Source organism: Epilithonimonas hungarica, assembly GCF_900102265.1.
In the GTDB taxonomy this organism is placed as follows: domain Bacteria; phylum Bacteroidota; class Bacteroidia; order Flavobacteriales; family Weeksellaceae; genus Epilithonimonas; species Epilithonimonas hungarica.
Window position 1 is genome coordinate 726,933 of sequence record NZ_FNBH01000002.1, and the last position, 24,202, is coordinate 751,134.

Annotated in this window: 29 protein-coding genes and 3 tRNA genes; 16 read left to right on the forward strand and 16 right to left on the reverse strand. The window is 36.4% G+C overall.

The features are described from left to right. Nucleotides 1–29: 29 nt before the first annotated feature. Entirely contained in the window at nt 30–476 is a 447-nt protein-coding gene (locus tag BLT30_RS10540) for a carboxymuconolactone decarboxylase family protein (RefSeq protein ID WP_089873496.1), read from the reverse strand. Nucleotides 477–636: 160 nt separating this feature from the next. Here BLT30_RS10540 and BLT30_RS10545 point away from each other — a divergent pair, with 160 nt between their 5' ends. The 4 genes from BLT30_RS10545 (at nt 637) to BLT30_RS10560 (ending at nt 3,363) form a co-directional block, all read left to right on the forward strand. Further along, the gene (locus BLT30_RS10545) at nt 637–1,707 is read left to right on the forward strand and encodes a calcium:cation antiporter (protein WP_089873497.1); all 1,071 of its coding nucleotides are present in this window, start codon (nt 637–639) and stop codon (nt 1,705–1,707) included. Nucleotides 1,708–1,755: 48 nt separating this feature from the next. Further along, nucleotides 1,756–2,229 carry a GNAT family N-acetyltransferase gene (locus BLT30_RS10550; RefSeq protein ID WP_245707160.1) on the forward strand — a complete coding sequence of 158 codons (474 nt, stop codon included), beginning with the start codon at nt 1,756–1,758 and terminating at the stop codon, nt 2,227–2,229. Nucleotides 2,230–2,380: 151 nt separating this feature from the next. Continuing rightward, nucleotides 2,381–2,893: a GNAT family N-acetyltransferase gene (locus tag BLT30_RS10555; RefSeq protein WP_089873499.1), complete on the forward strand. Its 513-nt coding sequence runs from the start codon at nt 2,381–2,383 to the stop codon at nt 2,891–2,893. Between the two features lie 2 nt (nt 2,894–2,895). Continuing rightward, a complete protein-coding gene (locus BLT30_RS10560; RefSeq protein ID WP_089873500.1) occupies nt 2,896–3,363 on the forward strand; it encodes a GyrI-like domain-containing protein in 468 nt (155 codons plus the stop codon). Between the two features lie 35 nt (nt 3,364–3,398). Here the strand turns inward: BLT30_RS10560 and BLT30_RS10565 are convergent, their stop codons facing one another. Both BLT30_RS10565 and bcp read right to left on the reverse strand, forming a co-directional pair. Next, entirely contained in the window at nt 3,399–4,409 is a 1,011-nt protein-coding gene (locus tag BLT30_RS10565) for a S41 family peptidase (RefSeq protein WP_089873501.1), read from the reverse strand. Between the two features lie 72 nt (nt 4,410–4,481). After that, nucleotides 4,482–4,928: a thioredoxin-dependent thiol peroxidase gene (bcp, locus tag BLT30_RS10570; protein WP_089873502.1), complete on the reverse strand. Its 447-nt coding sequence runs from the start codon at nt 4,926–4,928 to the stop codon at nt 4,482–4,484. 35 nt (nt 4,929–4,963) lie between these two features. Here bcp and BLT30_RS10575 point away from each other — a divergent pair, with 35 nt between their 5' ends. Then, on the forward strand, nt 4,964–5,584 hold the full coding sequence (locus BLT30_RS10575; protein WP_089873503.1) for an endonuclease III domain-containing protein: 621 nt from the start codon (nt 4,964–4,966) through the stop codon (nt 5,582–5,584). On the opposite strand, the gene BLT30_RS10580 is transcribed toward BLT30_RS10575, so the two are convergent. From BLT30_RS10580 to BLT30_RS10590, 3 genes are read right to left on the reverse strand one after another with little or no spacing between them, the layout of a single operon-like run. Continuing rightward, the gene (locus BLT30_RS10580; protein WP_089873504.1) at nt 5,585–6,031 is read right to left on the reverse strand and encodes a DinB family protein; all 447 of its coding nucleotides are present in this window, start codon (nt 6,029–6,031) and stop codon (nt 5,585–5,587) included. Between the two features lie 4 nt (nt 6,032–6,035). Next, entirely contained in the window at nt 6,036–6,632 is a 597-nt protein-coding gene (locus tag BLT30_RS10585) for an HPP family protein (protein WP_089873505.1), read from the reverse strand. Further along, a complete protein-coding gene (locus BLT30_RS10590; protein WP_089873506.1) occupies nt 6,632–8,431 on the reverse strand; it encodes a DUF885 domain-containing protein in 1,800 nt (599 codons plus the stop codon). The genes BLT30_RS10585 and BLT30_RS10590 overlap by 1 nt, the downstream gene beginning before the upstream one ends. Nucleotides 8,432–8,658: 227 nt before the next feature. Between BLT30_RS10590 and BLT30_RS10595 the strand changes: the two genes are divergently transcribed. From BLT30_RS10595 to BLT30_RS10635, 9 genes are all read left to right on the forward strand, one after another. Further along, nucleotides 8,659–9,117 carry a hypothetical protein gene (locus tag BLT30_RS10595; protein ID WP_089873507.1) on the forward strand — a complete coding sequence of 153 codons (459 nt, stop codon included), beginning with the start codon at nt 8,659–8,661 and terminating at the stop codon, nt 9,115–9,117. Between the two features lie 73 nt (nt 9,118–9,190). Beyond that, nucleotides 9,191–10,120: a ferric siderophore ABC transporter substrate-binding protein gene (locus BLT30_RS10600; RefSeq protein ID WP_245707161.1), complete on the forward strand. Its 930-nt coding sequence runs from the start codon at nt 9,191–9,193 to the stop codon at nt 10,118–10,120. A gap of 101 nt (nt 10,121–10,221) precedes the next feature. Continuing rightward, nucleotides 10,222–10,866 (forward strand): MotA/TolQ/ExbB proton channel family protein, encoded by a 645-nt coding sequence (locus BLT30_RS10605; RefSeq protein WP_089873508.1) that lies wholly within the window; start codon nt 10,222–10,224, stop codon nt 10,864–10,866. 3 nt (nt 10,867–10,869) lie between these two features. After that, a complete protein-coding gene (locus BLT30_RS10610; RefSeq protein ID WP_089873509.1) occupies nt 10,870–11,532 on the forward strand; it encodes a hypothetical protein in 663 nt (220 codons plus the stop codon). A gap of 92 nt (nt 11,533–11,624) precedes the next feature. Continuing rightward, entirely contained in the window at nt 11,625–12,863 is a 1,239-nt protein-coding gene (locus tag BLT30_RS10615) for a bifunctional folylpolyglutamate synthase/dihydrofolate synthase (RefSeq protein WP_089873510.1), read from the forward strand. 44 nt (nt 12,864–12,907) lie between these two features. Beyond that, nucleotides 12,908–12,982 (forward strand) — tRNA-Val (locus BLT30_RS10620). 35 nt (nt 12,983–13,017) lie between these two features. Next, nucleotides 13,018–13,092, forward strand: a tRNA-Val gene (locus BLT30_RS10625). Between the two features lie 49 nt (nt 13,093–13,141). After that, nucleotides 13,142–13,216, forward strand: a tRNA-Val gene (locus BLT30_RS10630). A gap of 186 nt (nt 13,217–13,402) precedes the next feature. Beyond that, on the forward strand, nt 13,403–13,873 hold the full coding sequence (locus tag BLT30_RS10635) for a VanZ family protein (RefSeq protein ID WP_089873511.1): 471 nt from the start codon (nt 13,403–13,405) through the stop codon (nt 13,871–13,873). Here BLT30_RS10635 and BLT30_RS10640 read toward each other — a convergent pair. From BLT30_RS10640 to pepT, 4 genes are read right to left on the reverse strand one after another with little or no spacing between them, the layout of a single operon-like run. Then, nucleotides 13,848–14,750 (reverse strand): glycosyltransferase family 2 protein, encoded by a 903-nt coding sequence (locus tag BLT30_RS10640; protein ID WP_089873512.1) that lies wholly within the window; start codon nt 14,748–14,750, stop codon nt 13,848–13,850. The genes BLT30_RS10635 and BLT30_RS10640 overlap by 26 nt on opposite strands. Next, a complete protein-coding gene (locus BLT30_RS10645; RefSeq protein ID WP_245707162.1) occupies nt 14,747–15,712 on the reverse strand; it encodes a glycosyltransferase family 9 protein in 966 nt (321 codons plus the stop codon). Before BLT30_RS10645 ends, BLT30_RS10640 begins: the two co-directional genes overlap by 4 nt. Further along, nucleotides 15,713–16,132, reverse strand: coding sequence for a SufE family protein (locus BLT30_RS10650; RefSeq protein WP_027383098.1), 420 nt, complete (start codon nt 16,130–16,132; stop codon nt 15,713–15,715). It abuts the gene before it with no gap. A 28-nt stretch (nt 16,133–16,160) separates the two neighbouring features. Beyond that, entirely contained in the window at nt 16,161–17,411 is a 1,251-nt protein-coding gene (gene pepT, locus BLT30_RS10655) for a peptidase T (protein ID WP_089873513.1), read from the reverse strand. Between the two features lie 301 nt (nt 17,412–17,712). On the opposite strand from pepT, the gene BLT30_RS10660 reads away from it, so the two are divergent. Both BLT30_RS10660 and BLT30_RS10665 read left to right on the forward strand, forming a co-directional pair. Beyond that, nucleotides 17,713–18,561 (forward strand): beta/alpha barrel domain-containing protein, encoded by an 849-nt coding sequence (locus tag BLT30_RS10660; protein ID WP_089873514.1) that lies wholly within the window; start codon nt 17,713–17,715, stop codon nt 18,559–18,561. A gap of 118 nt (nt 18,562–18,679) precedes the next feature. Further along, a complete protein-coding gene (locus BLT30_RS10665; protein WP_089873515.1) occupies nt 18,680–19,084 on the forward strand; it encodes an OsmC family protein in 405 nt (134 codons plus the stop codon). A gap of 33 nt (nt 19,085–19,117) precedes the next feature. Here the strand turns inward: BLT30_RS10665 and BLT30_RS10670 are convergent, their stop codons facing one another. The 6 genes from BLT30_RS10670 to nrfD form a co-directional block, all read right to left on the reverse strand. Then, nucleotides 19,118–19,444 (reverse strand): SUF system Fe-S cluster assembly protein, encoded by a 327-nt coding sequence (locus BLT30_RS10670; protein WP_027383088.1) that lies wholly within the window; start codon nt 19,442–19,444, stop codon nt 19,118–19,120. A 2-nt stretch (nt 19,445–19,446) separates the two neighbouring features. After that, entirely contained in the window at nt 19,447–20,142 is a 696-nt protein-coding gene (locus BLT30_RS10675) for a 3'-5' exonuclease (RefSeq protein WP_089873516.1), read from the reverse strand. 76 nt (nt 20,143–20,218) lie between these two features. Further along, a complete protein-coding gene (locus BLT30_RS10680) occupies nt 20,219–21,553 on the reverse strand; it encodes a quinol:cytochrome C oxidoreductase (RefSeq protein ID WP_089873517.1) in 1,335 nt (444 codons plus the stop codon). An 11-nt stretch (nt 21,554–21,564) separates the two neighbouring features. Continuing rightward, on the reverse strand, nt 21,565–22,290 hold the full coding sequence (locus BLT30_RS10685; RefSeq protein ID WP_089873518.1) for a c-type cytochrome: 726 nt from the start codon (nt 22,288–22,290) through the stop codon (nt 21,565–21,567). After that, a complete protein-coding gene (locus BLT30_RS10690; protein ID WP_089873519.1) occupies nt 22,283–22,813 on the reverse strand; it encodes a DUF3341 domain-containing protein in 531 nt (176 codons plus the stop codon). Before BLT30_RS10690 ends, BLT30_RS10685 begins: the two co-directional genes overlap by 8 nt. Next, nucleotides 22,800–24,197 (reverse strand): NrfD/PsrC family molybdoenzyme membrane anchor subunit, encoded by a 1,398-nt coding sequence (gene nrfD / locus BLT30_RS10695; RefSeq protein WP_027383084.1) that lies wholly within the window; start codon nt 24,195–24,197, stop codon nt 22,800–22,802. The genes BLT30_RS10690 and nrfD overlap by 14 nt, the downstream gene beginning before the upstream one ends. Nucleotides 24,198–24,202 lie beyond the last annotated feature (5 nt).

Below are 24,202 nucleotides of genomic sequence, written 5' to 3' on the forward strand. Positions count from 1 at the left end.
AAAGCCACCAATATTGGTGGCTTTTTTAATTATCCTTTAGAAATTGGCATCAGCGTACTGATCCCGATTCTGTTATAAGCATTAATTATAACTGCAGTCATTATAATTTCAGCAATTTGTTTTTCCGTAAAAAGCTGTTTTGCTTTATAATAAGTTTCTTCTGATAAGCCTTTCCGGTTGATCAATGTCATCTCTTCTGTTATTTCCAGGATAACCTGCTCTTCAAAAGAGTATAATTCCAGCGCTTCTCGCCAAGCATTAAGAAGATAAATCCGTTGTGGGTTTTCGCCCAGTTTTACGGCATCTCTGGTATGCAAATCCAGACAATGTGCACAACCGTTGATTTGTGAAGCTCTTATCTTGATTAATTCCTGCCAAGTATGGGTTAGCGAAATGTTCTGAAGATAATTTGCCAATCCAAGCATTGCCTTGTAAGCCGCAGCATCAGTTTTTGCAATATTTAATCTGTTACTCATAAAATTATTTTTATTGATTAATATATTGAGCAAAATTCTGACTTGTAGACTTTGAAAAACTTAAACTGGTTTAAGAAATCAGTTTGGTGGCTTTTTTGTTGGGTGAAAAATCAAAAATACTGCTAAAATATTTTTTTGTAAATTAGAGAAATCATTTTTTATGAGTTTAAAATCTTTACTTCACTGGTCCTACATTTTCCCTTTATTATCCCTTGCTTATTATTCTTTCGGTCTTGTTGATAATAATGGATGGCTGGCCGGCTTGGGCGGTTTGCTACTCATCACGTCGGTTTTAGGGGCTGTTCATCATGCCGAAGTCGTAGCGCATAAAGTGGGCGAGCCATTCGGGACTATTATTTTAGCGATAGCAATCACCGTTTTGGAAGTCGGACTGATCGTTTCCTTAATGGTTGCCGGTGGAAAAGAAACCGACAAATTAGCCCGAGACACAGTTTTCGCTGCAGTAATGTTGATTTTAAACGGAATTCTCGGCGCTTGTCTTCTTCTCGGCGGAATCAAATTCAAAGAGCAATTCTTCGCACGAACTTCTGGTAATATGGCTTTGATAAGTCTCGTTGCAATTGTTGTAATGACTTTGATTTTACCAAATTATACCACCACCGAACTTTCTGCAACATTTAGCAAAGCGCAGTTGATCTTCTTCTCAATTGCCTCATTAATTATTTATAGTACATTTCTAATGGTTCAAACGGTAAGACATAGAAATTATTTTCTACCGGAGAATGACGATGAACCACACGCGGAACCACCAACCAATTTCGAAAGCACAATGAGCCTGATATTTCTGATCATCTGTTTGGGTGTTGTAGTTTTTCTCGCAAAGGCACTGTCTCCTCAAATCGAAAGTATGGTCCATAATTTGGGAGCGCCACAAGCATTAGTTGGTGTTATCATTGCAGCAGTTGTCCTTTTACCAGAAGGTATGGCAGCGATAAAAGCAGCAAGAAGAAACCAATTCCAGACAAGTTTGAATTTGGCTTTGGGCTCTGCAATCGCCAGTATTGGATTGACAATTCCGTGTGTTGCGGTAGTTTCAATTATTTACGAAATGCCATTATTGCTCGGACTAGACATCAAATCGATGGTTTTACTCGCATTATCACTTTACACCGTGATGCTATCTTTAAACCGAGGAAAAACAAACATTCTTTACGGTGTTGTACTTTTGGTCAATCTACTCGCTTATATTTTTACGGTTATCGTTCCTTAAATTTTATATTTTTGATAAATGAAAACCTTCGAAACCGAACGATTAAAAATGAAACTCGCCGACGTAGACGATGCAGATTTCTTTTTGGAATTGTATAATCTGCCATCATTCATCAAACACATTGGCGACCGAAATCTCCGTACCAAACAAGATTCTGAACAATATATTAAGGAAAGATTTTTACCTCATATTGAAAAATTAGGCTACGGAAATTATGTTGTGATTCATAAGGAGCTCAACAAAAAAATCGGCGCTGTTGGCGTATTTGTTCGAGATGGAATCGAAGTTCCTGACATTGGTTTTTCTTTTTTTCCGGATTTTGAAGGAAAAGGATTTGCTTATGAATCAGCTTCGAAATTGAAAGAATTGGTCGCTACCAATTTCGGTTTGACAAAAATCTCAGCAATGACCTCTGACGAGAATATTTCTTCTCAAAAATTAATTGAAAGGCTTGGATTTCAATTCAAAAAATATGTCATTTTTCCAGATGACAATGAGGAATTGAGGTATTATGAGAATTAATTTTTTATACCAATAATCTTTTTCAATACATAGACACATATTTTTTCGTCCTGGATTTAGATTAGATAGATAATTTACAATTCTATTTGATCTTTTTATTAGTTTTACAATTCGTTTCTATGTGTCTATGTGGTTTAATATATAATAATCGATGTCAAAAACTTACGAAACAGAACGTCTCATTATCAAATTTGTTGATTTGGACGATGCCGAATTTCTGTTGAAATTGGTAAACACAGAAAAATGGCTAAAGAATATTGGTGACCGAAATATTCATAATATAGAAGATGCCGAAAATTATGTGCGGGAAAAAAATCTTCCTCAAATCGAACGTCTCGGCTTTGGAAATGCTGTTGTAATTCTGAAAGAAAATAATACAAAAATCGGAACTGTTGGTTTGTATGACAGAGAAGGAATTGATGGCGTTGACATCGGCTTTGCCTTTTTGGAAGAATATGAAGGCAAAGGTTACGCTTACGAATCTGCCAAGAAAGTGATGGATATTGGAATCAATGATTTCGGAATAAAAAAAGTCAGTGCGATTACTTTGCCGGAGAATTTTTCCTCAATCAAATTGATTGAAAAACTTGGATTGAGTTTCAAAGAAGTTGTTAGAATCCCGAATGACGATGCAGATTTGAATCTTTATGAACTGAATTTATAATAATGAATTTACCTCATCGCATCGAAATTATTGAAGAAAAAAAACTAGTTGGTTTCAGCATTACAACTTCTTTTCAGGAAGATAAAACGCCAATTGTGTGGAGAAAATTTATGATGAGAAGAAGTGAGATCACAAACCGAATTTCCAGTCAATTATTTTCGCTTCAAATCTATCCTGAGCATTTTACGCCTAATCAGTCTTTCAGAAAATATGCTCTGGCTGAAGTTTCCGATTTCGATAATATTCCAAATGATTTTGAATCGTTTGAATTAGGAAGTGGAAAATATCTGGTTTTCAACTACAAAGGTAAAGCAGAAAACGGACCGGAAATTTTCAGACATATTTTTCAAAATTTCATTCCGGAAAATCAATTTGAGATTGATAACAGACCACATTTTGAGATTTTCCGAGACGATTACAATCCGAATGATGATTCTGCAGAGGAAGAGATTTGGATTCCTATAAAATAATTATTCTGTAATCTCGGTGATATTGTTGGCAATCTCTAATTTATCTCTTTTAATAATTGTAAAGCCTTAATAATTTTATGGTCATTCATTAGATTTTCCAAATCATCGCCGCCTATAATCTCAAAATCAGGTATTATATTATTTTTATAGATCTTTTGATTTCTATCTATCACATAGTCTGTAGACAGATTAATACCAGCAATATTATTGATTTTAAAACCTTGCACGGCGGTAGTGTAATTTGCAGTTGGTTCTCCAACTATAAAAGTCCGATTTCTTCCAATAAAAGAAATAGCAGTCATTTCTCCGGCACTTGCAGTATAGCAGCTTGTCAAAATAATTACTGGCACAGCTTCTTTTAAAGAATTTTTTAAAGTCGTTTTACTATTTAGCTCAATCCCGTCAATCAACATTTTATCCTGATAAATCTCCCATTTTCCACTAGATTGATTCTTGGCATCGTTAAAGCCTCCAAATACCAAATTATTTCCAATGAAGTTCTTCAAACCAAGAAGAATGGGATACATATTTCCTCCCGTATTCAATCTTAGGTCAATAATCCAGCCTTTAATTTTATTCGAATTAACAGCATTGATGTGTGAAATGATATCATCCGAAATGCTATCAACTTTTTTAAAAGAAAAATCATTATTGCCCGGAATCCGGATATATCCATATTTTTTATCAATGACTTTACTTTTAACTGTCTTTTCAGTCTTTATCTTTTCTTTCAAATAAGAACTGTTAGAAACTAATGGTTTTTTCCAGCCATATGTTTTACCCTTATATTTTAAACCACCGTGATGGTCATTTAATTCTTTAAAAACACCCTCATATAAAGGTGCCAACTCATCAACAGAAGAAAGATTTGCAGATTTTGAATATAACTCATTTTTAATCCTATCCAAATCTTCAACATTTATTGAATGTGATTTTATTAATGCAAAAGATTTATCAATAAATTGTTTTACAGAATCATTTTTAAAAGTCTGAGAATAAGAGATTTGGAAAACCAAGATACAGTATAATAAAAAATATTTCTTCATAAAGGAGTTTATTGGTATTCAATTAACAATCATTAAGAGTGACAATTATAATTTCTACAGATGAATATTTACTTAGTCTAAAATTTGAGCTGCGTGGTCTTTAGTTTTCACTTTATCAATGACTTGCCTGCAAATCCCTTTTTCATCAAAAACAAAAGTCGTTCGCACGATTCCCATAAATTCCCGTCCCATAAACTTCTTCAGCTGCCAAACTCCGAATTTGTCAATGATGTCGTGATTTTCATCTGCAATCATATCAAACGGTAATCCATTTTTATCACTAAAATTTTTCTGACGTTTCACAGAATCCGCACTGACCCCCAATAGCTGATAACCTTTCTGTTTCAAAACCGAATAATTGTCTCTCAGATTACAGGCTTCTGCTGTACAACCTGGCGTACTCGCTTTCGGATAAAAGAAAACAATCAGTTTTTTGCCTTTCAGTTTTTGAGAATCGATTTGTTCTCCGTTTTGATTTGTTCCGATAAATTCCGGTAAAGAATCGCCAACCTTCAACATAATTTCTATTTTTGTACGACAAAGTTACCATCAAAATGACGAAAAAGCAAAGAGCAAAAATAGTTCAGGAAGAATTAGAAAAATTATATCCAGAAGTTCCGATTCCCCTGGAACACAAAGACGCTTATACTCTGATGGTTGCAGTGGCACTTTCTGCACAGACGACAGACAAAAAAGTGAATCAAATCACGCCAGGACTTTTTGCTGTTGCTGATACGCCTGAAAAAATGGCCAAGCTGAGCGTTGAAGAAATCAAAGAATTGTTAAATGGAATTGGACTCACAAATACCAAAGCGAAAAACCTGAAAAAAATGGCGGAAGTTCTGGTGGAAAAATACAATTCCGTGGTTCCTCAGACTTATGAAGAATTGGAAAGTTTGGCTGGTGTCGGTCACAAAACGGCTTCTGTTGTAATGAGTCAGGGATTTGGTTTTCCAGCGTTTCCTGTCGATACGCATATCCACAGATTGATGAAACAATGGAAACTGACCGAAGGAAAAAACGTTGTCGAAACTGAAAGAGACGCAAAAAATCTTTGGGACGAAAGTGTCTGGAACAAATTACATCTTCAAATCATTTTTTACGGACGGGAATATTCGCCGGCGAGAGGAAGTCAAGAGAAGGATTTTTTGACTAAAATGTTGTTTGAGAAATAATTAAATATCTAATAGCCTTCTGTGATAATTGATCTGTCCCAAATGATAATCCAAATGAGAAAGCAAATGGATTAGAAAATATCCTGTTGTCATTTTATAGCCTAATGCTTCTGTTGGATAATCTTTTTTCAAATCTTCATCCGACAATTGATTGAGTGTAGAATCAACAATTTCTATCAAAGATTTAATTTTTTCTAGAAGTTCAGTTTTAGGAATATCTTTCGATGAAAATTCTAAATCCCGATGTCTCACATATCCTGAATTTCCAAGTTCAGCACCGATGTAAGTACTGAGATTCCCGACCAAATGAAGGCAAAGATTCCCAGCAGAATTTGAAATATTTTTATCGATTTTCCAAATTGATTCTTCACTTTTATAAGATTCGATTTCAAGTTTTAATTTGTTTAAATCTCTATTATAAAGAGATTTCAGGCTTTCTATTATCATAGTTTTAATCTTTATTTTTCATCATTCTCCTCATATGAACATATTTGGATTGACGAATTCGATGTGGATATTTTCGACCTTTTGGAATATTATTAAAAATCAAGGCAACAATTAATAAAATCAACGCGCCACTCAAAACTGGCGACAAAACATACCAATATCCCAAGTCCTGAATTTTATCTGACGGAAGAACCGCAATCAAAGCTGTTGCCCCACCTGGCGGATGCATCGTTTTTGTGATTTGCATTACAACAATGGAAGAAGCAACTGCGACAGAAGCGTTCAGCCAAAGAATTTCCGGTAAAAATTTAAAAACCGTAATACCTATCAAAGCTGACAAAACGTGTCCGCCAATCAGGTTTCTTGGTTGTGCCAGCGGACTGTTTACAGCACCATAAATCAAAACACCAGATGCGCCGAAAGAGCCAATTAGAAAGACGTTTTCAATCTCTGAGAAATGTTGAGATTGAAGAAATGCAATCAATCCGATTCCGAAAAAAGCACCAAGAAACGACCAAAAATGGTCTTTGAAATCAATAAGAGTTTCTTGATAAAAGATGTATTTAGTGTGTCTTAGTCTTCTTTTTATATGCTTTTTCATTATTTCACACTTTTCGCCCAAAGGTTCATTTTTCTTTCCAAAACCTCTAATGGAAGACAACCTTGGCTCAAAACTTCGTCGTGAAAAGATGCCAGATTGAATTTCTTTCCTTGCTCTTTTTGATATTTGTTTCTCAATTCTCTTATTTTCATTGCACCGGTTTTATAACTCAAAGCCTGTCCCGGCATTGCCATATATCGCTCAACTTCAGCAGTTGCTCCGGCTTCATCATAAGCAACATTGCTCAAGAAATATTTGATGGCATCTTCGCGTGACATCTGCCCAGTATGGATTCCCGTATCGATAACCAAACGAACAGCGCGCAACATCTCGTCACTCAAAGAACCCATTTTCTGATATGGGTCTGTGTAAAGCCCGAACTCTGGGCCGAGCGATTCGCAATATAAAGCCCAACCTTCGCCATAAGCTCCAATCCAACCGAATCTCATAAACTTAGGCAACTTCAAATTCTCCTGCTGAAGCGAAATCTGATAATGATGGCCAGGAATTGCCTCATGGAGAAAAAGAGATTCCATCCCAGAAGTCACATTGAATTTTTTCGGGTCAGGAATTGGTGTATAAAAAATCCCTGGGCGTTTTCCATCCGGACTTCCCTGGATATATTCTGCGCTGGCGCTGGCTTCTCTATATTTTTCGGTTTGACGGATTTCGAAAGGTGTTTTTGGCGTTACATTGAACATTGTTTTCAGCTTCGGAGTAATCTTATCTAGAATCGATTGGAAGCCCGCCAAGACCTCAGCTGATGTTTTATAAGGCATTGCCTTGGGGTCAGTTTTTACAAAATTCAGGAATTCTTCCAAAGAACCTTTGAAGCCAACTTGATTTTTCACTTTCTCCATTTCTTTACGAAGTCTTTCAACTTCAGCGAGTCCTGTTTTATGAATTTCGTCTGGTGTTTTATCTGTTGTTGTCCAGCTTTTCACGTAATAAGCATAGATATTATTTCCGTTTGGTAAAGCATTATAACCATCTGTCGTTCTGGATTTTGGAAGATACTCTTTCTCAAGAAAATCAGCCATTTTAAGATAAGCCGGAATCAATTTGCTTTTGATAGCATCCTGATAAAGCTTCGCATATTTGTTCGCGATAACCGGTTTGAAATCTTTTGGAAGATTCTTTATCGGACCGTAAAAAATATTTTTTTCTATCTCAAATGTTGTGATTTCTTCGGCTTTCATCTGAGGAATCATTTTTACAACTAATGATTTTGGAAGAACCACATTATTTTTAATCCCCAATCTGAAGTTTTCAATTGCCGAATCCATCCATATTGGAAACTCGTCCACCCTTTTCAGCCAGTTATCATAATCTTTTTCAGTTTTAAAAGGCTGAATCCCAGTTCCACTTCCCAACATCGGAAAATCCAAAGGCAATCCGCCAAACTGCGTGAAAGGAATATATTCCGGATGATAAGCATAACGTTCCTGCTTGTCGATCAATGTATATTCAAGAACGTCAAAAACCACTTTCTGGTCATTATCCAAAGAATTATAATCCACAGACTTCAATTGATCATGGACTGAGTTATAGAATGCAATTTCTTTTTTGATAAAATCCTGGCTCAGATTATTTGGCAAAAGGTCGTTGTACCTTTCATCGCCTTGGGAAGTAGCTTCCAGAGGATAAAACTTCAGATATCCTTCGTAATAATTTGCAGCGATAGAATCCAGATCAGAAACGCTGAACCCGACATTCTTTACCATTGGAGAATCTTCTTTTTTACAGGAAACCGAGAAAAGGAGAACGGCAAAAAATAATATTTTGTAAAAAGATTTCATTCTTAATTTTTTTAGGCAGTGTAAAGATAATATTTTAAGATCATAAAAAATCGACCTCAATTTTTTAAGGGTATTGCATCTCAAGATTAACACAATATCAAGAATTACATCAATCTTTATGATTATTTTCAAAAATAATCGACAAAAATTTTTCACATTCATTCAATTTTTTATCTTTGTTAGACACAATTTAAAAATTTATCATTTCATAATTCATTATCCTTACAATGAAAGGAATATTAAAGATTTATCATCCAGAGGAAACTCTGAAGTATTTTATTGACAGTACTTATTGCAAATCTGTCTATAGCAACAAGCAGAATTTTTTGGAAGTTGAGGTTATAACGAATGATTCTTTAGACCACGTTGAGGACGACTCTCTGCAATACAATTTTCCTCAGATCTCTCTTAATATTTTTGATTTTCCAATTACAACATCAGAATTGGAAGGACAGACTTTTTCTGTAGAGGACACGGATGATGATTCTTATACAGAAGTCGACCTTTTTGATGATGAGGAAGCGTTCTTGTTTGACAATGAGCTGAAATTTGATAAAAACGACAATGATGACCTTCAGCTTTGCTGGACAGGGAAAATCACAGACTTCTATACGGGTTCTGAAAATCCCATTGAATTCAAACTAAAATGTCACTTCCGTCCGGATGAGATAGAAGTGGACGACTGATCTTTCAGAAAATAATATTTATATTTACGATTCGTTATAGATAATAAGTTATAACGCAAACAAGTTATTCCCTATGTATCAGGATTTAGATGATATTATTTTCGAAGACCGGCATAAAGCTTACGGTGCCTACGAGTACCGGAAACATTATGATTTTACATTGACCAAAGCTTTGGTGGTTGGGATCTTCATCTTTTCCATTTTATTTTGTCTTCCAGCTTCTTTCATTAAATCAAAAAAAATAACGGCTGTTAACAGCGAAAATATCATTCCTGTTGAATTGACGGAAATGCGTATCAACTATGGTGATAACAGAAACGGAAAAGACATAGAAGAACCGAAGGAGGAAGAAGGCAGTCCGGCTCCAATAGTTGAGAAAAAGGAAGAAAAAGAAATCGTAACTGAAGTTGCGAAAGTCTCTAAAGAAAAAACTGAAAAAGACATTCCGGAAAATGTAGTCCCAACACCTACGAGAACAAAAAATCCGCCTATCACAACGAAAAAATCCAACGAAAAAGCTAATTCTCCAGCCGTTGCCAATTCCACAAAAAACACTACTGGAAAAAGCAATACAAAAGGCGACATCAAAAAAGAAAATGCAACTGGAGACGGGCAAGGAAATGCGGCCATCGGAAACCTACTGAAAGGAAGAGGAACAAAATCCGGGTCTCAAGGAAACGGAACAGGACCAGGAAATTATGGTGATCCGCTAGGAGGTGACGGAGATGGAACCAGTTTAATTGGTGTTGACAGAAAATTAATCGGTTTTATCCCAGGAACGATGGGAAGAGGCGGGGCACAACCCAATCACGATTGTTCCGCAAGTGGAAGCATTACCATTTCTTATACGGTTGATAAATCCGGAAAGGTAACATCTGCAAGACGGTCAAGCGGTGTTTCTGACCCTTGCGTATCAAGTACTGCGATCAATTGGGTGAAGCAATATGTAAAAGCGGAAGCTGCGAATGTGTCATCCAAAGGAACGTATAAAATTGTTTTTTAACATTCCTATTAATAATCATATTTCGTAAAGTTTTCTTTAATCCGTTCAGATTAATTCTCTGGTAATTCATAAATTTGAAACTGTAATAACAATTAAGAACTATGGCAAAACAATCGTCGATATCAATTTGGGAATTTCTTTTTGGAGGAGGTCTGCTTAGTGTTTCCATTATCATTATTCTTATATTTTTAGGAATTGCAGCCATTGTTTTTTTTGGACAGAAACTATACGCCCTCAATCGGGAAAATCGAGTTGATCCCTACTTATTGAAAAACGTGAATGACCTTCTGAATGATGGAAGAATCCAATCCGCTGTTGATTTTTGCAGAAGAGACAATTCTCCAGAGTCCAGGAGTGTAGAAAAAGGACTTAATAGATTAGGTCGTCCAATAAGCGAAATTGCCAATGCAATGGAAACGCACGCCCAAATAGAACTTAATAAAGCAGAAAAAAATATCACTTTTCTAGCAACGCTTTCCGGTGCTGCGCCTATGTTAGGACTTCTTGGTGGTGTTCTCATTTTAGCTTCTACATTTGGAACGATATCCAAAACAGATTCTGTGATTTCTCAGAATCTTCTTGCTGCTGATTTCTATAAAGCCCTAGCCCCTTCTGCAATCGGTCTTTTGGTCGGTTTTCTATCTTATGTTTTTCACAATATCTTGGTTTCGAAAGTTGATTATCTTTTGATGAAAATCCAATATCATACAAACGAATTTTTGGATATCATCAATAAACCTTCTTAGAAAATGGAATTCCAAAGAAGAACAAAAAAATTATCCGGATTGCCAATTGCATTTTATGTCGTTGCGTTGTTATTTTTTGTGCTTTTATTTTCCTTTAATTCTCTTTATTACAAAGCCTCTGAACAGCCAAAACCTATAATTACTGAGGTTGTAAAATCAGTTATTGAAGAACCAGAACAAGATTCTGTCGTAAAACAAGAAATCTACGTTCCGGACGTTGAAGTTCTACCTCCTGACACCGTTTCTATTGCTAAAGTTTCTCCAAATGAGGAAAAGAAAGGACCAGTTAAAGAAGAGAAAAAATCAACAGAAAACCCCGTAAAAGACGATAAAAAACTCACTAAAAAAGAAGAAACAAAGGATTCTAAAACAACTGATTCAAAGGATGGCAAAATCACTAAAATTGGAAAAGACAGAATCCTTACTGCTTTCATCCCCGGAACGATGGGAAAAGCAGGAAAACTACCTTCTCATAATTGTAAAACCAAGGGTCAGCTCGTGATGTTCATTACCGTTGATAAAGCAGGAAATGTGACCAACGCCGGACGAAGTAGTGGAATAAAAGACGCCTGTAATATTACCGCAGCCGTGATCTGGACAAAAAAATATGTGAAAGCAAAGAAGTCTCAGAATATTTCCCAGGGAACTTACACTATCAATTTCTAACCTCATTCCGTTAAAATTTTTTTTATCTAAATTTCCAAAATTAATTTCCATTGATTTCTCCTTATTTTTAAATTTGTATTTCATTTTGAAATATGACTTCACAAGAATATCAGGAAGCCGTTGACTGGCTTTTTATTCAAGCTCCTAATTATCAGATTGACGGACAAAAGGCTTACAAACCCGGACTCGACAATATCAGAAAACTTTGTGATTTTTTCGGAAATCCGCAAGATAAAATCAAAACCATCCACATTGGCGGGACTAATGGAAAAGGTTCTACAAGCAATATGCTGGCCTCGGTCCTTCAGGAATCTGGTTATAAAACCGGGCTTTACAACTCGCCACATTTGATTGATTTTACAGAAAGGATCAAAGTTGACGGAAAAAATTGTGATAAGGAATTTGTTTACGATTTTATTCAAAAATTAAAACAATTGCCATCCGAAATTCAGCCTTCTTTTTTTGAGTTCACAACGATAATGGCATTTGAATATTTTTATCAGCAAAAGGTCGATCTGGCAATTATTGAAGTTGGCCTGGGTGGAAGATTGGATTCTACAAACATCATCAGACCTTTGGTTTCTGCGATTACGAATGTTCGGCTTGACCATCAGAATATCTTAGGCGATACTATTGAAGAAATAGCCAGAGAAAAAGCTGGAATTATAAAAGAAAATATTAAAATTATTTCCGGGGACGAAAATCCTTCTGTAAAGGAGATCATCACTAATAAAGCCAAAAAAACATGTTCTGCTTTTGTAGATGCAACAAAAATAGAAACGACTTTAGAATCTGATTTGAAAGGTAATTATCAAAAGAAGAATATCAAAGTGGTTTTAGCTTTGGTAAATGAATTAAAAAATCAAGGATTTGAAATCAATGATGAAAATTTAAAATCCGGACTTTTGAATGTTCACAGAAATACCAACTTCATTGGTCGTTGGTATGAATTTTCAAAAGAGCCTTTAACAATATGCGATACAGGGCATAATCAAGCTGGTTTGGAAGAAGTTTTTAATCAACTGAAAGGTTATTCTCAGCATAAACATATTGTTCTTGGCTTCGTCAATGATAAAAAAATAGATGAAGTAATCCCAATGCTACCTTCCGAAGCCGAATTTTATTTTGTAAAACCAACCATCACCCGAGGAAGGCATCCCGAGGATTATGAATATCTCTTGAAAAAATCTGAATTAAATTATAAAATCTTCAATAGCGTCCAAGATGGCTATCTTTCTGCAAAACAGAATTGTAAAGATGGGGAAATGGTCTTCATCGGCGGAAGCAACTTTGTAGTGGGAGATTTTTTAGAAAAAAATTTGTTGATTTAGTAATAAGTTGTATATTTGCACCACTCAAAACGGCAAACCGTTGCGGGCTCTTAGCTCAGTTGGTTCAGAGCATCTGGTTTACACCCAGAGGGTCGGGGGTTCGAATCCCTCAGGGCCCACAAAAAAGGATACTGAAGCCTTTAAAAAAATTTCAGGGCTCTTAGCTCAGTTGGTTCAGAGCATCTGGTTTACACCCAGAGGGTCGGGGGTTCGAATCCCTCAGGGCCCACAAAATCTCTCAGGAAACTGGGAGATTTTTTCTTTAAAGTCAAAGTTTTGGGCAGTTAGCTCAGTTGGTTTAGAGCGTTGCGTTGACATCGCAGAGGTCACTGGTTCGAATCCTGTACTGCCCACTTTCTTAAAATTTTGTTAATTTCTATTTTCTCATTTAACATAATGTTAAAGTTTTTATAAAAAAGCTAATCACTTGTTTAATTCTTAGTTAACGGAAAGATTTTTGATAAGTTGTAAAAGATAAAATTGTTACGCCTTGTTGGTATAAAACTCTTTTAATTACTAATCCCCTAAAAAGGAAACCTATGAAAAGATATTATGCAGTGTTGATCTTCTTTTACACTATTTTTCTGTTATATATGATGTTCTATGGATGCGGAAGACATCCTGAATTCGGGTTTTTACAATTAAATCCTTTTCACAGTATCCAATACTTCCTCAATTATCATCAGTTTTTTTCTCAGAAATTCATGGTCAATATTTTAGGAAATATATTGGTATTCATTCCATACGGATGGTTAAGCATTTTAGATAAGCGCCTCAACAATCTTCCCTTGTTATTTTGCCTGTTTATCTCCTGGGTATCAATGATAGAATTAGCACAGCTTTACACAGCTAGAGGAACAGCTGACATCGATGATGTATTTCTTAATACTTTTGGGATGTTGATCGGGTATTTCGGGCTGAAATTAGCAACGTGGCTGAACATAGCTAATATAAGACTAGAGTTAGGATTAGGGTATCCCAAGATCAATTCTTATTCATATAACCAATAAGTTGTCCCAATTTATAAAAATCAAGGGCTTTTAGAGATGCATGTCCTCCTAGAAGTTTTTTTTCTATATATGGCTTCGATAGTTTATAGATAAACCTATAAATAAAAATTCCTCCGGTCCGTTTTAATCTAAAATAAGCTTTGGCCAATTTTATTTTAGATATTCTCTCGATATCTTTATCTTTCTTGATTAACTGAGAGAGGCTTTTCGCAGACTGGTCTGCTTTTGCAAGAAAAATGACATTGGTTTCCACATCATTATTGAAAATCGGATTATCAATATGCTCAATTTTAACCTTGATTTTAAAAAGGTCTTTGGCGAAGATCAGATCTTCATAACCATACTGAGTTATTCCCTCATTGAAAGGAACTTTTTCCAAAATACTTTTCCTAACAATAAAATTATTGGTCTGAAAACTGGAATATGGCATTTTGATCCGTTCTTTCACCGGCAAATTTTCTCGCTCGGTCGCAAACTTCCAGCGTAGACCAAATTCCAATTCCGGTTTCTTCTCATCTACTTTTCTACCTCCGTAAATAACATCGGGGTTTTTTCCATTAATAAAATCAAAGTATTTCTTGAGAAAGTTTTTATCAATTATTTTTCCATCACAATCCAGGAAAAGTAAATACTCTGAGTCTGAATATTCTGTAAATAGATTTCGTATCTTGGAACGTCCTATATTTTTATTAAGGAAAATGAATTGATCAGATTTGGATTCCAGAGCTCTATTCTTGTCAATGAATTCTTTTTTAGAAGCATCATCAATTAAAATGATCTCCGCATCCAGATTATCCAAAGCAATCTGGCTGTAAAGATCATTAACAAGCTCACTGACATCAAAATTATAAATAGGAATACAAATACTCAGCTTCATACCTTATCTATAATATTCTGTATATTAATTTCTTCCAGGCATGCATAATCGCCCCGGAAACATTCTTTATCGCCGAAAACAGAACAAGGTCTGCAAGATAGATCCTTAACGTGGACAATATCATCTTCACTTTGTCCGTAACCAAGAAAGCCGGCAAAATGATGCGTAGAACCCCAGACAGAAATACACCTAGTTCCCATTAGGCTTGCCAAATGCATGTTCGCAGAATCCATACAGATCATAACTTTCAGTTCAGAAATTTTTTTAAGTTCTTCCTTCAGCGATAATTTACCTGATAAACTATAGGTGTTTGGAATTTGACTTTCCCATTTTGTTAAAATCTCATTTTCTTCTTTTCCTCCTCCGAAAAAATAAACCTTATGGGTTTTTGCTAGGATTTTTGCCAATTCAAAAGATTTTTCTTCCGGCATCATCTTTCCTTTGTGTTGTGCAAAAGGTGCAAATCCAATATCTTTTTTATTGACAATTTCAGGCCGTAATTGATGTGACAATTCCAACTTGAAACCCATTCTCCGAAAAACATCGGCATATCTTTCAACTGTTCTTTTCAGCTGAAATTTATCAAGATTCCAGACATCTGTAAGTCGCTCTTTATCATCTTTTCCTTTATCGATCTGATAAACTTTGAAACCATGTCTAAAAAAAATAGAATTGATCATTTTGGTTCTGATCACATCATGTAGGTCGGCAACGTAATCGGGGTTAAATTGTCTGATCAATTGTTTCGTCAGTTTTCTGATTCCGAAAATCCCTTTATAATCATCGAAGCTGACTCCGTGGAACTTCAGTCTCGGATGTTTGTCAAAAAGATCTTTGAAATTGTCCCTGCTCACAAATACAATTTCAACATCAGGATTCTGTTCCAGAAACTCTACGCAGACGGGAACTGTCATGGCTACATCTCCGAATGCAGAAAAACGATATGCCAGAATTCTTTTCACCTACTTCTTTAGTTGAAATGCAACAGCGTAAAATTTGATCTGCTTGGTCATAGCCATTAAGCCGTTGGCTCTGGATGGGGACAAGAATTCCTGCAATCCGATTTCAGATATAAAATCAAAATCCGAGTCAAGGATTTCTTGAGTAGAATGTCCACTATAGATCCTCACCAAAAGCGAAACAATTCCTTTTGGCAAGATTCCGTCAGAATCCGCATTGAAAAACAATTTTCCATCTTTGAACTCTGCATCGATCCAAACTTTTGACTGGCAGCCTCTGATGAGATTATCATCTGTTTTTTTGTCCTCAGGAAGTCCTTTTAGCTCTTTCCCAAGGTCTATGATATATTCATATTTCTGCTCCCAATCGTCCAGAAAGGCAAATTCATCAATGAGTTCTTGTTGTTTTTCTTTGATTGTCATTCAGAAATTTATTTGATTTAAAATTAAATTATTTTACCGACTGGGCAATATTTACAATCACTTTTACGGCCGCAATCATACTTTCCAAAGGTACAAATTCGTAAGGTCCGTGGAAGTTGTGTCCACCAGCAAAAATATTCGGGCAAGGCAATCCCATATAAGACAACTGGGCGCCGTCTGTTCCGCCTCTGATAGCCTTGATTTTCGGCTCGATTCCGGAATCTTTCATTGCCTGTTCTGCAATATCAACAATATGCATTTTGCCTTCGAACTGCTTTTTCATATTGAGATATTGCGGCTTGATTTCTATCTCAGCAGTTTTGTCTCCATATTTTTTGTTGATTTCTTCAACTTTTCCCGAAATCAGTTTTTTTCTGTCTTCGAATTTTTGGTCATCGTGGTCACGGATAATGTACTGAAGTTTAGCTTCGGAAACATCACCTTCGAAATCTGTCAAATGGAAAAAACCTTTGAAGCCTTTAGTCGTTGCAGGCGTTTCATTCGCTGGAAGCGAATTGATAAATTCTGAAGCCACTAAACCTGCATTCAGCATTTTTCCGAAAGAATAACCTGGATGTACTGACAATCCATGGATTTTTATCACTGCTCCAGCCGCATTGAAGTTTTCATACTCCAACTCTCCTATTTCCCCGCCGTCCATTGTATAAGCCCACTCTGCTCCGAATTTCTCTACGTCAAAATGATGCGCGCCTCTTCCTATCTCTTCATCCGGATTGAATCCAATAGAAATTCGTCCGTGTTTGATCTGTGGATTGGCCAGAAGAAATTCTGCCGCAGTTACAATCTCTGCAACACCAGCTTTATCATCAGCGCTCAACAATGTTGTTCCATCTGTTGTGATGATGGTTTGTCCGATATATTTTTTAAGGTCTTTGAATTTTGATGATGACAGAGTAAATCCTGTTTCTTTGTTCAGCAACAGATCTTCTCCGTCATAATTCTCCCAGATCTGTGGATTCACATTCTCACCATTGAAATCTGGGGAAGAATCGTAATGCGCAATGAATCCAACTTGTGGAACAGTTTCCTCAATATTAGAAGGAATAAATCCAAAAACATATCCCTTTTCATCTATGCTTACATCTTCCAAACCGAATTCCTTCAATTCTTCATGAAGGTAATTCGCTATGTCCCACTGTCTTTCCGTAGAAGGTGTAGTTTCGCTTTCTGCATCGCTGGTAGAAAATATCTTGATATATTTGATGAATCTGTTCAGGAGCTTTTCTTTCCAAACTCCGTCCAATTGGATGTTTTCCATATAATTTGCTATATCTCCGCAAAGTTATATATTTATGCAGTGAACGACAAATAATATCTGAAGGATTGATGAGTGTGATTTGTCAAAATTTTGGATGTATTTGTGTGCGAGCGAAGTGAGCGCCAATGAGTCGCACTGGAACGCCGAATTGCACGCCTGAGCGATTGCAGCGGCATCCTTTTTCTTTGTAAGCCTGAAGAATGAAGGTTTGCAAAGAAAAAGATATAGCGGAAAGCGCGACCTGCTTGTTCCGATAAAATCGGGACAAAAGGACACTCCCAAATAATTAAAAAATGATAAAATGTTCTTAACAGAATGTCCACGAGACGCAATGCAAGGCTGGGGAGAAATGATTCCCACGCAAACGAAAATAGACTACATCAACCGGTTGATGGAAGTGGGCTTTGATGTTTTAGATTGCGCAAGCTTCGTCAACCCGAAAACAATGCCCCAGATGGCGGACTCTGGAATTGTTGTGGATGAAATCGACAAATCGCTTTCCAACACCAAGCTTTCTGTAATCGTTGCCAATCTGAAAGGTGCAGAAAAAGCTTTAACTCACGAGCAAGTTGACATTTTGGGATTTCCCTTCTCAATCTCTGAAACATTCCAACACAGAAATACAAATAAAAGTCGTGAAAAAGCTTTCACAGAAGTTGTGAATATTTTGGAGCTTACTAAATCTGAAAGCAGACAACTGAATCTCTATTTCTCGATGGCCTTTGGGAATCCTTACGGCGAGAGCTGGAAATGGGAAGATGTGGATTTTTGGGCCAAGCGTTTTGAGGAAATTGGAATCAAAAATATTTTACTTTCTGATACAACAGGCGTTGGCGATGTGGAAAAAATATCGCTTTTGTTTAACAAAATTCCTGTGAAATACCCGGGCATCAATTTCGGGGCACATTTTCATAACCGATACGAGGATTCTTACATCAAACTGAAAGCTGCCTATGATGAAGGCTGCAGAAGATTTGATAGTGCCATAAAAGGAATTGGAGGCTGTCCAATGGCGAAAGATGATCTGGTTGGAAATATGCCTACAGAAAAGGTTTTCACTTTTATGCAATCAGAAAAATTGGATATTCATCAGAATCTACTCCACTTTGAGAGTGCATACAATATGGCAAAAGATATTTTCCATTTTTAAATTCTCTATGTAGACATAAATTATATCATATTTTAATAATTATTCACATTCAGAATTCGGGATTTCAAAAAAATGATGTAAATTTATTACAGAAAAAACAATTAAAAAACTATCGGTTATGACTTCAAAAACTACTTACTTAGGAGAATCAAAAATTGAATCTGTGCACGAAGCCTCCGGTGAAGTTTTCTCAACGTATGTTCCTTCCAATGATTTTACTGTACGTGAGCATTTTTCACCGACAGATATTTTTGCAACGGCATTGGCAGAGAGTGTATTCGCTTCACTTGTTGTTTTGGGCAAGGATAGAAATATTGATATCACAGGTGCAACTTGCGAATTGAAAAAAACAATGTATTTTGAACCAAGAAGAATTGGTGAGATTTTCTGCGTCTTCAAATTCCCACATTCTTACAGTCCGGAAGAAAAAGAGTTTGTCGAAAATACAGCTAAAACAAGTCCAGTGTATCTTAGTTTACATCCAGATATCAAGAAAATATTCCTATTTGAATATCAAAATTAAAATAGAAAATCCTGCAAATTGCAGGATTTATTTTTATAACATACCAAGTTCAAACTTGGCTTCTTCACTCATCATTTCTTTGGTCCAGGTCGGTTCAAAAGTAAGTTCGATTTTTGCGGATTTCACACCTTCTACTCCTCTTACTTTATCCTCTACTTCTACCGGAAGGGTTTCTGCAACCGGACAATTCGGAGAAGTTAAGGTCATTATCACGAGAACTTCACCTTCATCAGAAATCTGTACATCGTAAACCAACCCTAATTCATAAATATCAACCGGAATTTCAGGGTCAAAAACCGTTTTAAGTTCTTTAATTATTTCTTCACCAATATCAGCAATTTGGTCGTCTGTATATTTCATTTTTAATCTAATCTTTTTAATAAATCTTCCTGACGCATCCGTCTGAAAATATTTGCCAAAGTTAAGACATCTTTTTCACAATAATGAATGATTCTGTCTATATCGCCGTCCTTGTAGTATATATCGGCCACCATACTTCCGTCGATATCATCTTTGGGAGTGGGAATTCCGAAGATATGGGCCAATAATTCCAGCGAAACATAACTTTTCCAATCTCCGAATTTCCAAAGTTCCATCGTATCGATGTGAGGAATTTCCCAAGGCTTTTTTCCAAACATCTGAAACGGGATCGGCGGTTGAATTCCGTGAATTAAAAGCCGCCTCGCAATATAGGGAAAATCGAATTCTTTACCATTGTGCGCACAAAGTATGACATTATTTAATCGAGGATTATTGAAGAGTTCACAAAATGAAATCAACAAATCCTTCTCTTTTCCCGAAAAGGTTTTGATTTTAAGTCTTCCGGAATTGCTATCAACCATTCCAATAGAAATGCAGATGATCATCCCAAATTCTGCCATAATTCCAGCTCTTTGTTCATAGAACTCTGAAGCTTCGATTTCTTCCTTTCTTTGAGACTTAGTTTTCTTATCCCAAAGGTATTGTGTTGTAGAATCCAGGTTGTTCCAAGTATCAATTTGAGGAACTGTTTCAATGTCGAGGAAAAGTATATTTTCGATTGGGATCTTATGAATCATTTGTCTTTTGTTTTTTTAAAATTAATAAAAAAACCCAACATTGCTGCTGGGTTTATATTTTCAGATCTAAAATTAATTAGAATGGATATTCGTAAATCTCTGATTCGTGGAAGAATGGGTTTCCAGTTGGCATTAATTTCAGTTTTGATAAAGCTGTCATCACTGTGAATGTAAACAAACCAATTACGAAAACAAATGAACCTAAAACTAATAATGCGTTTGAAGCATTGTTCCAATAAGGACCGACTGTTCCCGGCATTACCATATTGAAATAATCCACTGCGTGACCGATGATTACAACACAAGCCATAAACGTTACCACTTTATAATTCCTCTTGATGCTACTACTTACTAAAACCAATAGCGGAGCAAGGAAATTAATGATCAACATTGGTAAGAAAGTCGGTGCATAATATTCGAATCTACCAAAGAAATAGTTAACCTCTTCCGGAACGTTCGCATACCAATAAAGCATAAATTGACAGAACCAAAGGTAAGACCACAACATACTTGTAGCAAATAAGAATTTACCTAGGTCGTGAAGATGGTTATTGTTGAACTGAGGATAAACTCCTTTTTTCTTAAGATAGACACTGATAATGATCATTACCGCAATAGAAGTTGATAAACAACTCACCATTGAGTACCAGATATAAAGTGTAGAATACCAGTGTGGGTCAATTGACATCAACCAATCCCAAGCCCAAGCTGCAGATGCAAATCCGAAGAATGCAATGTAACCAACGCTCCAGCTGTACAAACTTGCGTAGATTTTTCTGTCTCCTTTGTTCTCATCAACTTTCTTAGAAATACTTTTCAGTTTCCAAACGAAGAAAGACGCTCCTACAACATAAATAAATGTTCTGATAGCATAGAAAGGAATGTTTAAAAATCTTTTCTTTTCGAATAATATCACATCAAATTCTGGGGAATTCGGGTCTGTCAATTCTGGGTCCATCCAATGAAAAAGGTGCCCGTATCCTGAAATATTCAGTAACATAATTATAACTAAAAGAGCTCCTCCGTAAGGGATGAATGAAGCGATAGCTTCCATAACTCTTGTTACAATAATAGACCAGCCCGCATGTGCAGCATGCTGAATACTGTAAAAGAATAATGCACAACAGCTGATTCCAAAAGCGAAAACCGCAAATGTATGGATTGCTGCCAACGGCTGATTATGAATCTGATGCTTAGCGTGTTCCAAATGCGCTTCGTGGTCTTGTGGACCAACCAATTCGCTTGAATGTGAAGGAGCTTCGTGTCCTTTTGAGTGAACTGACTCCATCCAATGGGAGATTGCCGTATCATCCAATCCATGGTTAAGTGCATAACCAATACCGAATAAAGCAACTCCTACAACAATGAGTATAATTGAATATAATCTTAATTTAGGTGAAAAACTATACATTTTCTATTTTTTTATTTAGCATTGGTTTTAGCTTCAGCTGCTGCAGGAGCAGTGGTAGTTTTCTCTGTCGTAGCTGGAGTTGCAGCGGCCGGAGCTGCTGTAGCAGTTGGTGCTTTAAAAGTATTGTAGACATATAAAGCCACTCTCCATCTATCTCCCACATTCAATTGTCCTGCGTATGAACCCATTGCGTTTCTACCGTTGGTCAAAACATAATGGATTGAACCGATTGTAATATCTCTATCTGCATAATTAGGAACTCCAGAATAAGCACCACTTTTTACAATTGGTCCTTGTCCATCACCTCCTGTACCGTGACAAGCAGAACAAGTATGGTCGAACAATACTTTCCCTCTTGCCAAATCTTTCTCAAGATTCTCAGGTTTTAAAGGAGAAGCTGTTACCAATTTTGAAGCATCATATCCTGCGTTATATTCATCAACATTTTTAGGCAGAGTTTCTTCACTTACAATTCCGTCCTTGTTTTGAGGAACAGTTCCTTCTACAGGAGAAAGTCCAGTTGCTCCATTACGAGCTACAAAAGCAGGAATTTCATTTTCGTGATCAGAATATGCATCTTTAGCTTTCATCAATGGATCATAAGCTACAGGAAAATACATATCTGGAAAATATACCAAAGGCGGGTTATCTTTTGGGCCACCGCAAGAATTCAGTAAAACAGTTGTTAAACCAAAGATCGCAGTCAATTTTAATATACTATTCTTCATCTTAAGCATCTTTAACTGTTATTTCTTCAACACCTGTATCAATAAGTTTTTGCTTAATAAAATCCAATTCTTGATCATCTTTAGCAATAAACTCCATCATAAATTTGTCATCCGTAGTTCTTGGGTCTGGATTCTGAGGTTTTGCTCCCGGATACATTTTATTTCTTACAAGGAAAGTCAATGACATCAAGTGAGCAGAACAGAAAACCATCAATTCAAACATTGGGTCCAAGAAAGCCGGCATATTGTGCAACCAGTCAAAAGAAGGCTTACCTCCAATATTTTGTGGCCAGTCGTGATTCATAATATAAGCGGTCAGAGTAATCCCGATTGTAACACCATAGCAAGCATAGATAAATGCAGCGTCAGAAATTCTGGTTTTCTTTAAACCAAGAGCTTTGTCTAGTCCGTGAACCGGGAATGGTGTATAAACTTCGTTAATTTTTATACTAGTGTCATTAAAGGCTTTAACGCCGTGCATTAGATCATCGTCGTCGCCGTAAAGTCCATATATAATCTTAGTGGTGCTCATCTCCTTCTTTTGCTTTATAAGTTTCACCGGAAATTTTCAAAATACTCTTCAATTCTGCCTGTGCAATTACAGGGAATGTTCTTGCATACAAAAGGAATAATACTGAGAAGAAACCAATTGTTCCAAGATATACACCAACGTCAATAATAGTTGGTTTAAACATTGTCCAAGATGATGGTAAATAATCTCTTGACAAGTTGATAACAATAATATCAAAACGCTCAAACCACATACCGATGTTAATGATCAATGCAATAATGAAAGTCCAGAAGATATTAGTTCTAACTTTTTTGAACCAGAATGCTGCCGGTACAACCAAGTTACAGATGATCAATGCCCAGAATGCCCACCAATAAGGTCCAACAGCAGCGCCTGGAGAAAGATAAGTAAAATCTTCGAATCTTGAACCAGAATACCATCCGATGAAATATTCAGTTGCGTAAGCTACAGTTACCATACCACCTGTTACAACGATTACGATGTTCATAATCTCGATGTGGTACATTGTGATATAATCTTCTAAGTGACAAACTTTTCTTGCTACCAACAATAGTGTCTGTACCATCGCAAATCCAGAGAAAATCGCACCAGCAACGAAGTAAGGAGGATAGATTGTTGAGTGCCATCCTTTGATTACCGACGTAGCAAAGTCAAATGATACGGTTGTGTGTACCGAGAATACAAGTGGTGTTGCCAAACCTGCAAGAACCAAAGATAGTTCTTCGAATCTTTGCCAGTGTTTTGCTTTTCCACCCCATCCGAATGCAAGAAGTGTATAGATCTTTTTATTAAATGGAGTCTTTGCTCTATCTCTAATCATGGCAAAGTCAGGAATCAATCCCATAAACCAGAATACTACTGATACAGAGAAATAGGTCGAGATTGCAAATACGTCCCAAAGTAGCGGAGAGTTAAAGTTAGTCCAAAGTGTACCAAACTGGTTTGGCAATGGGAAAACCCAATATCCAACCCAAACTCTACCCATGTGAATTACCGGGAAGATAGCTGCCTGACAAACTGCGAAGATGGTCATCGCTTCTGCAGAACGGTTAACAGACATTCTCCATCTTTGTCTAAATAATAATAGTACAGCGGAAATCAATGTTCCTGCGTGACCAATACCTACCCACCATACGAAATTGGTAATATCCCAACCCCAGTTGATAGTTCTGTTAAGTCCCCACGCACCGATACCGGTTCCGATTGTGTAAGCGATACAACCAAATCCATAAACGAACAGAATTAAAGCCGCATACAAAGATGCCCACCATAATTTACCTGCACGTTCTTCGATAGGTCTTGCGATATCTTCTGTAATATCGTGATAAGTCTTATGACCAATAATTAAAGGTTCCCTTATCGGAGCTTCGTAATGTCCTGACATTTTTT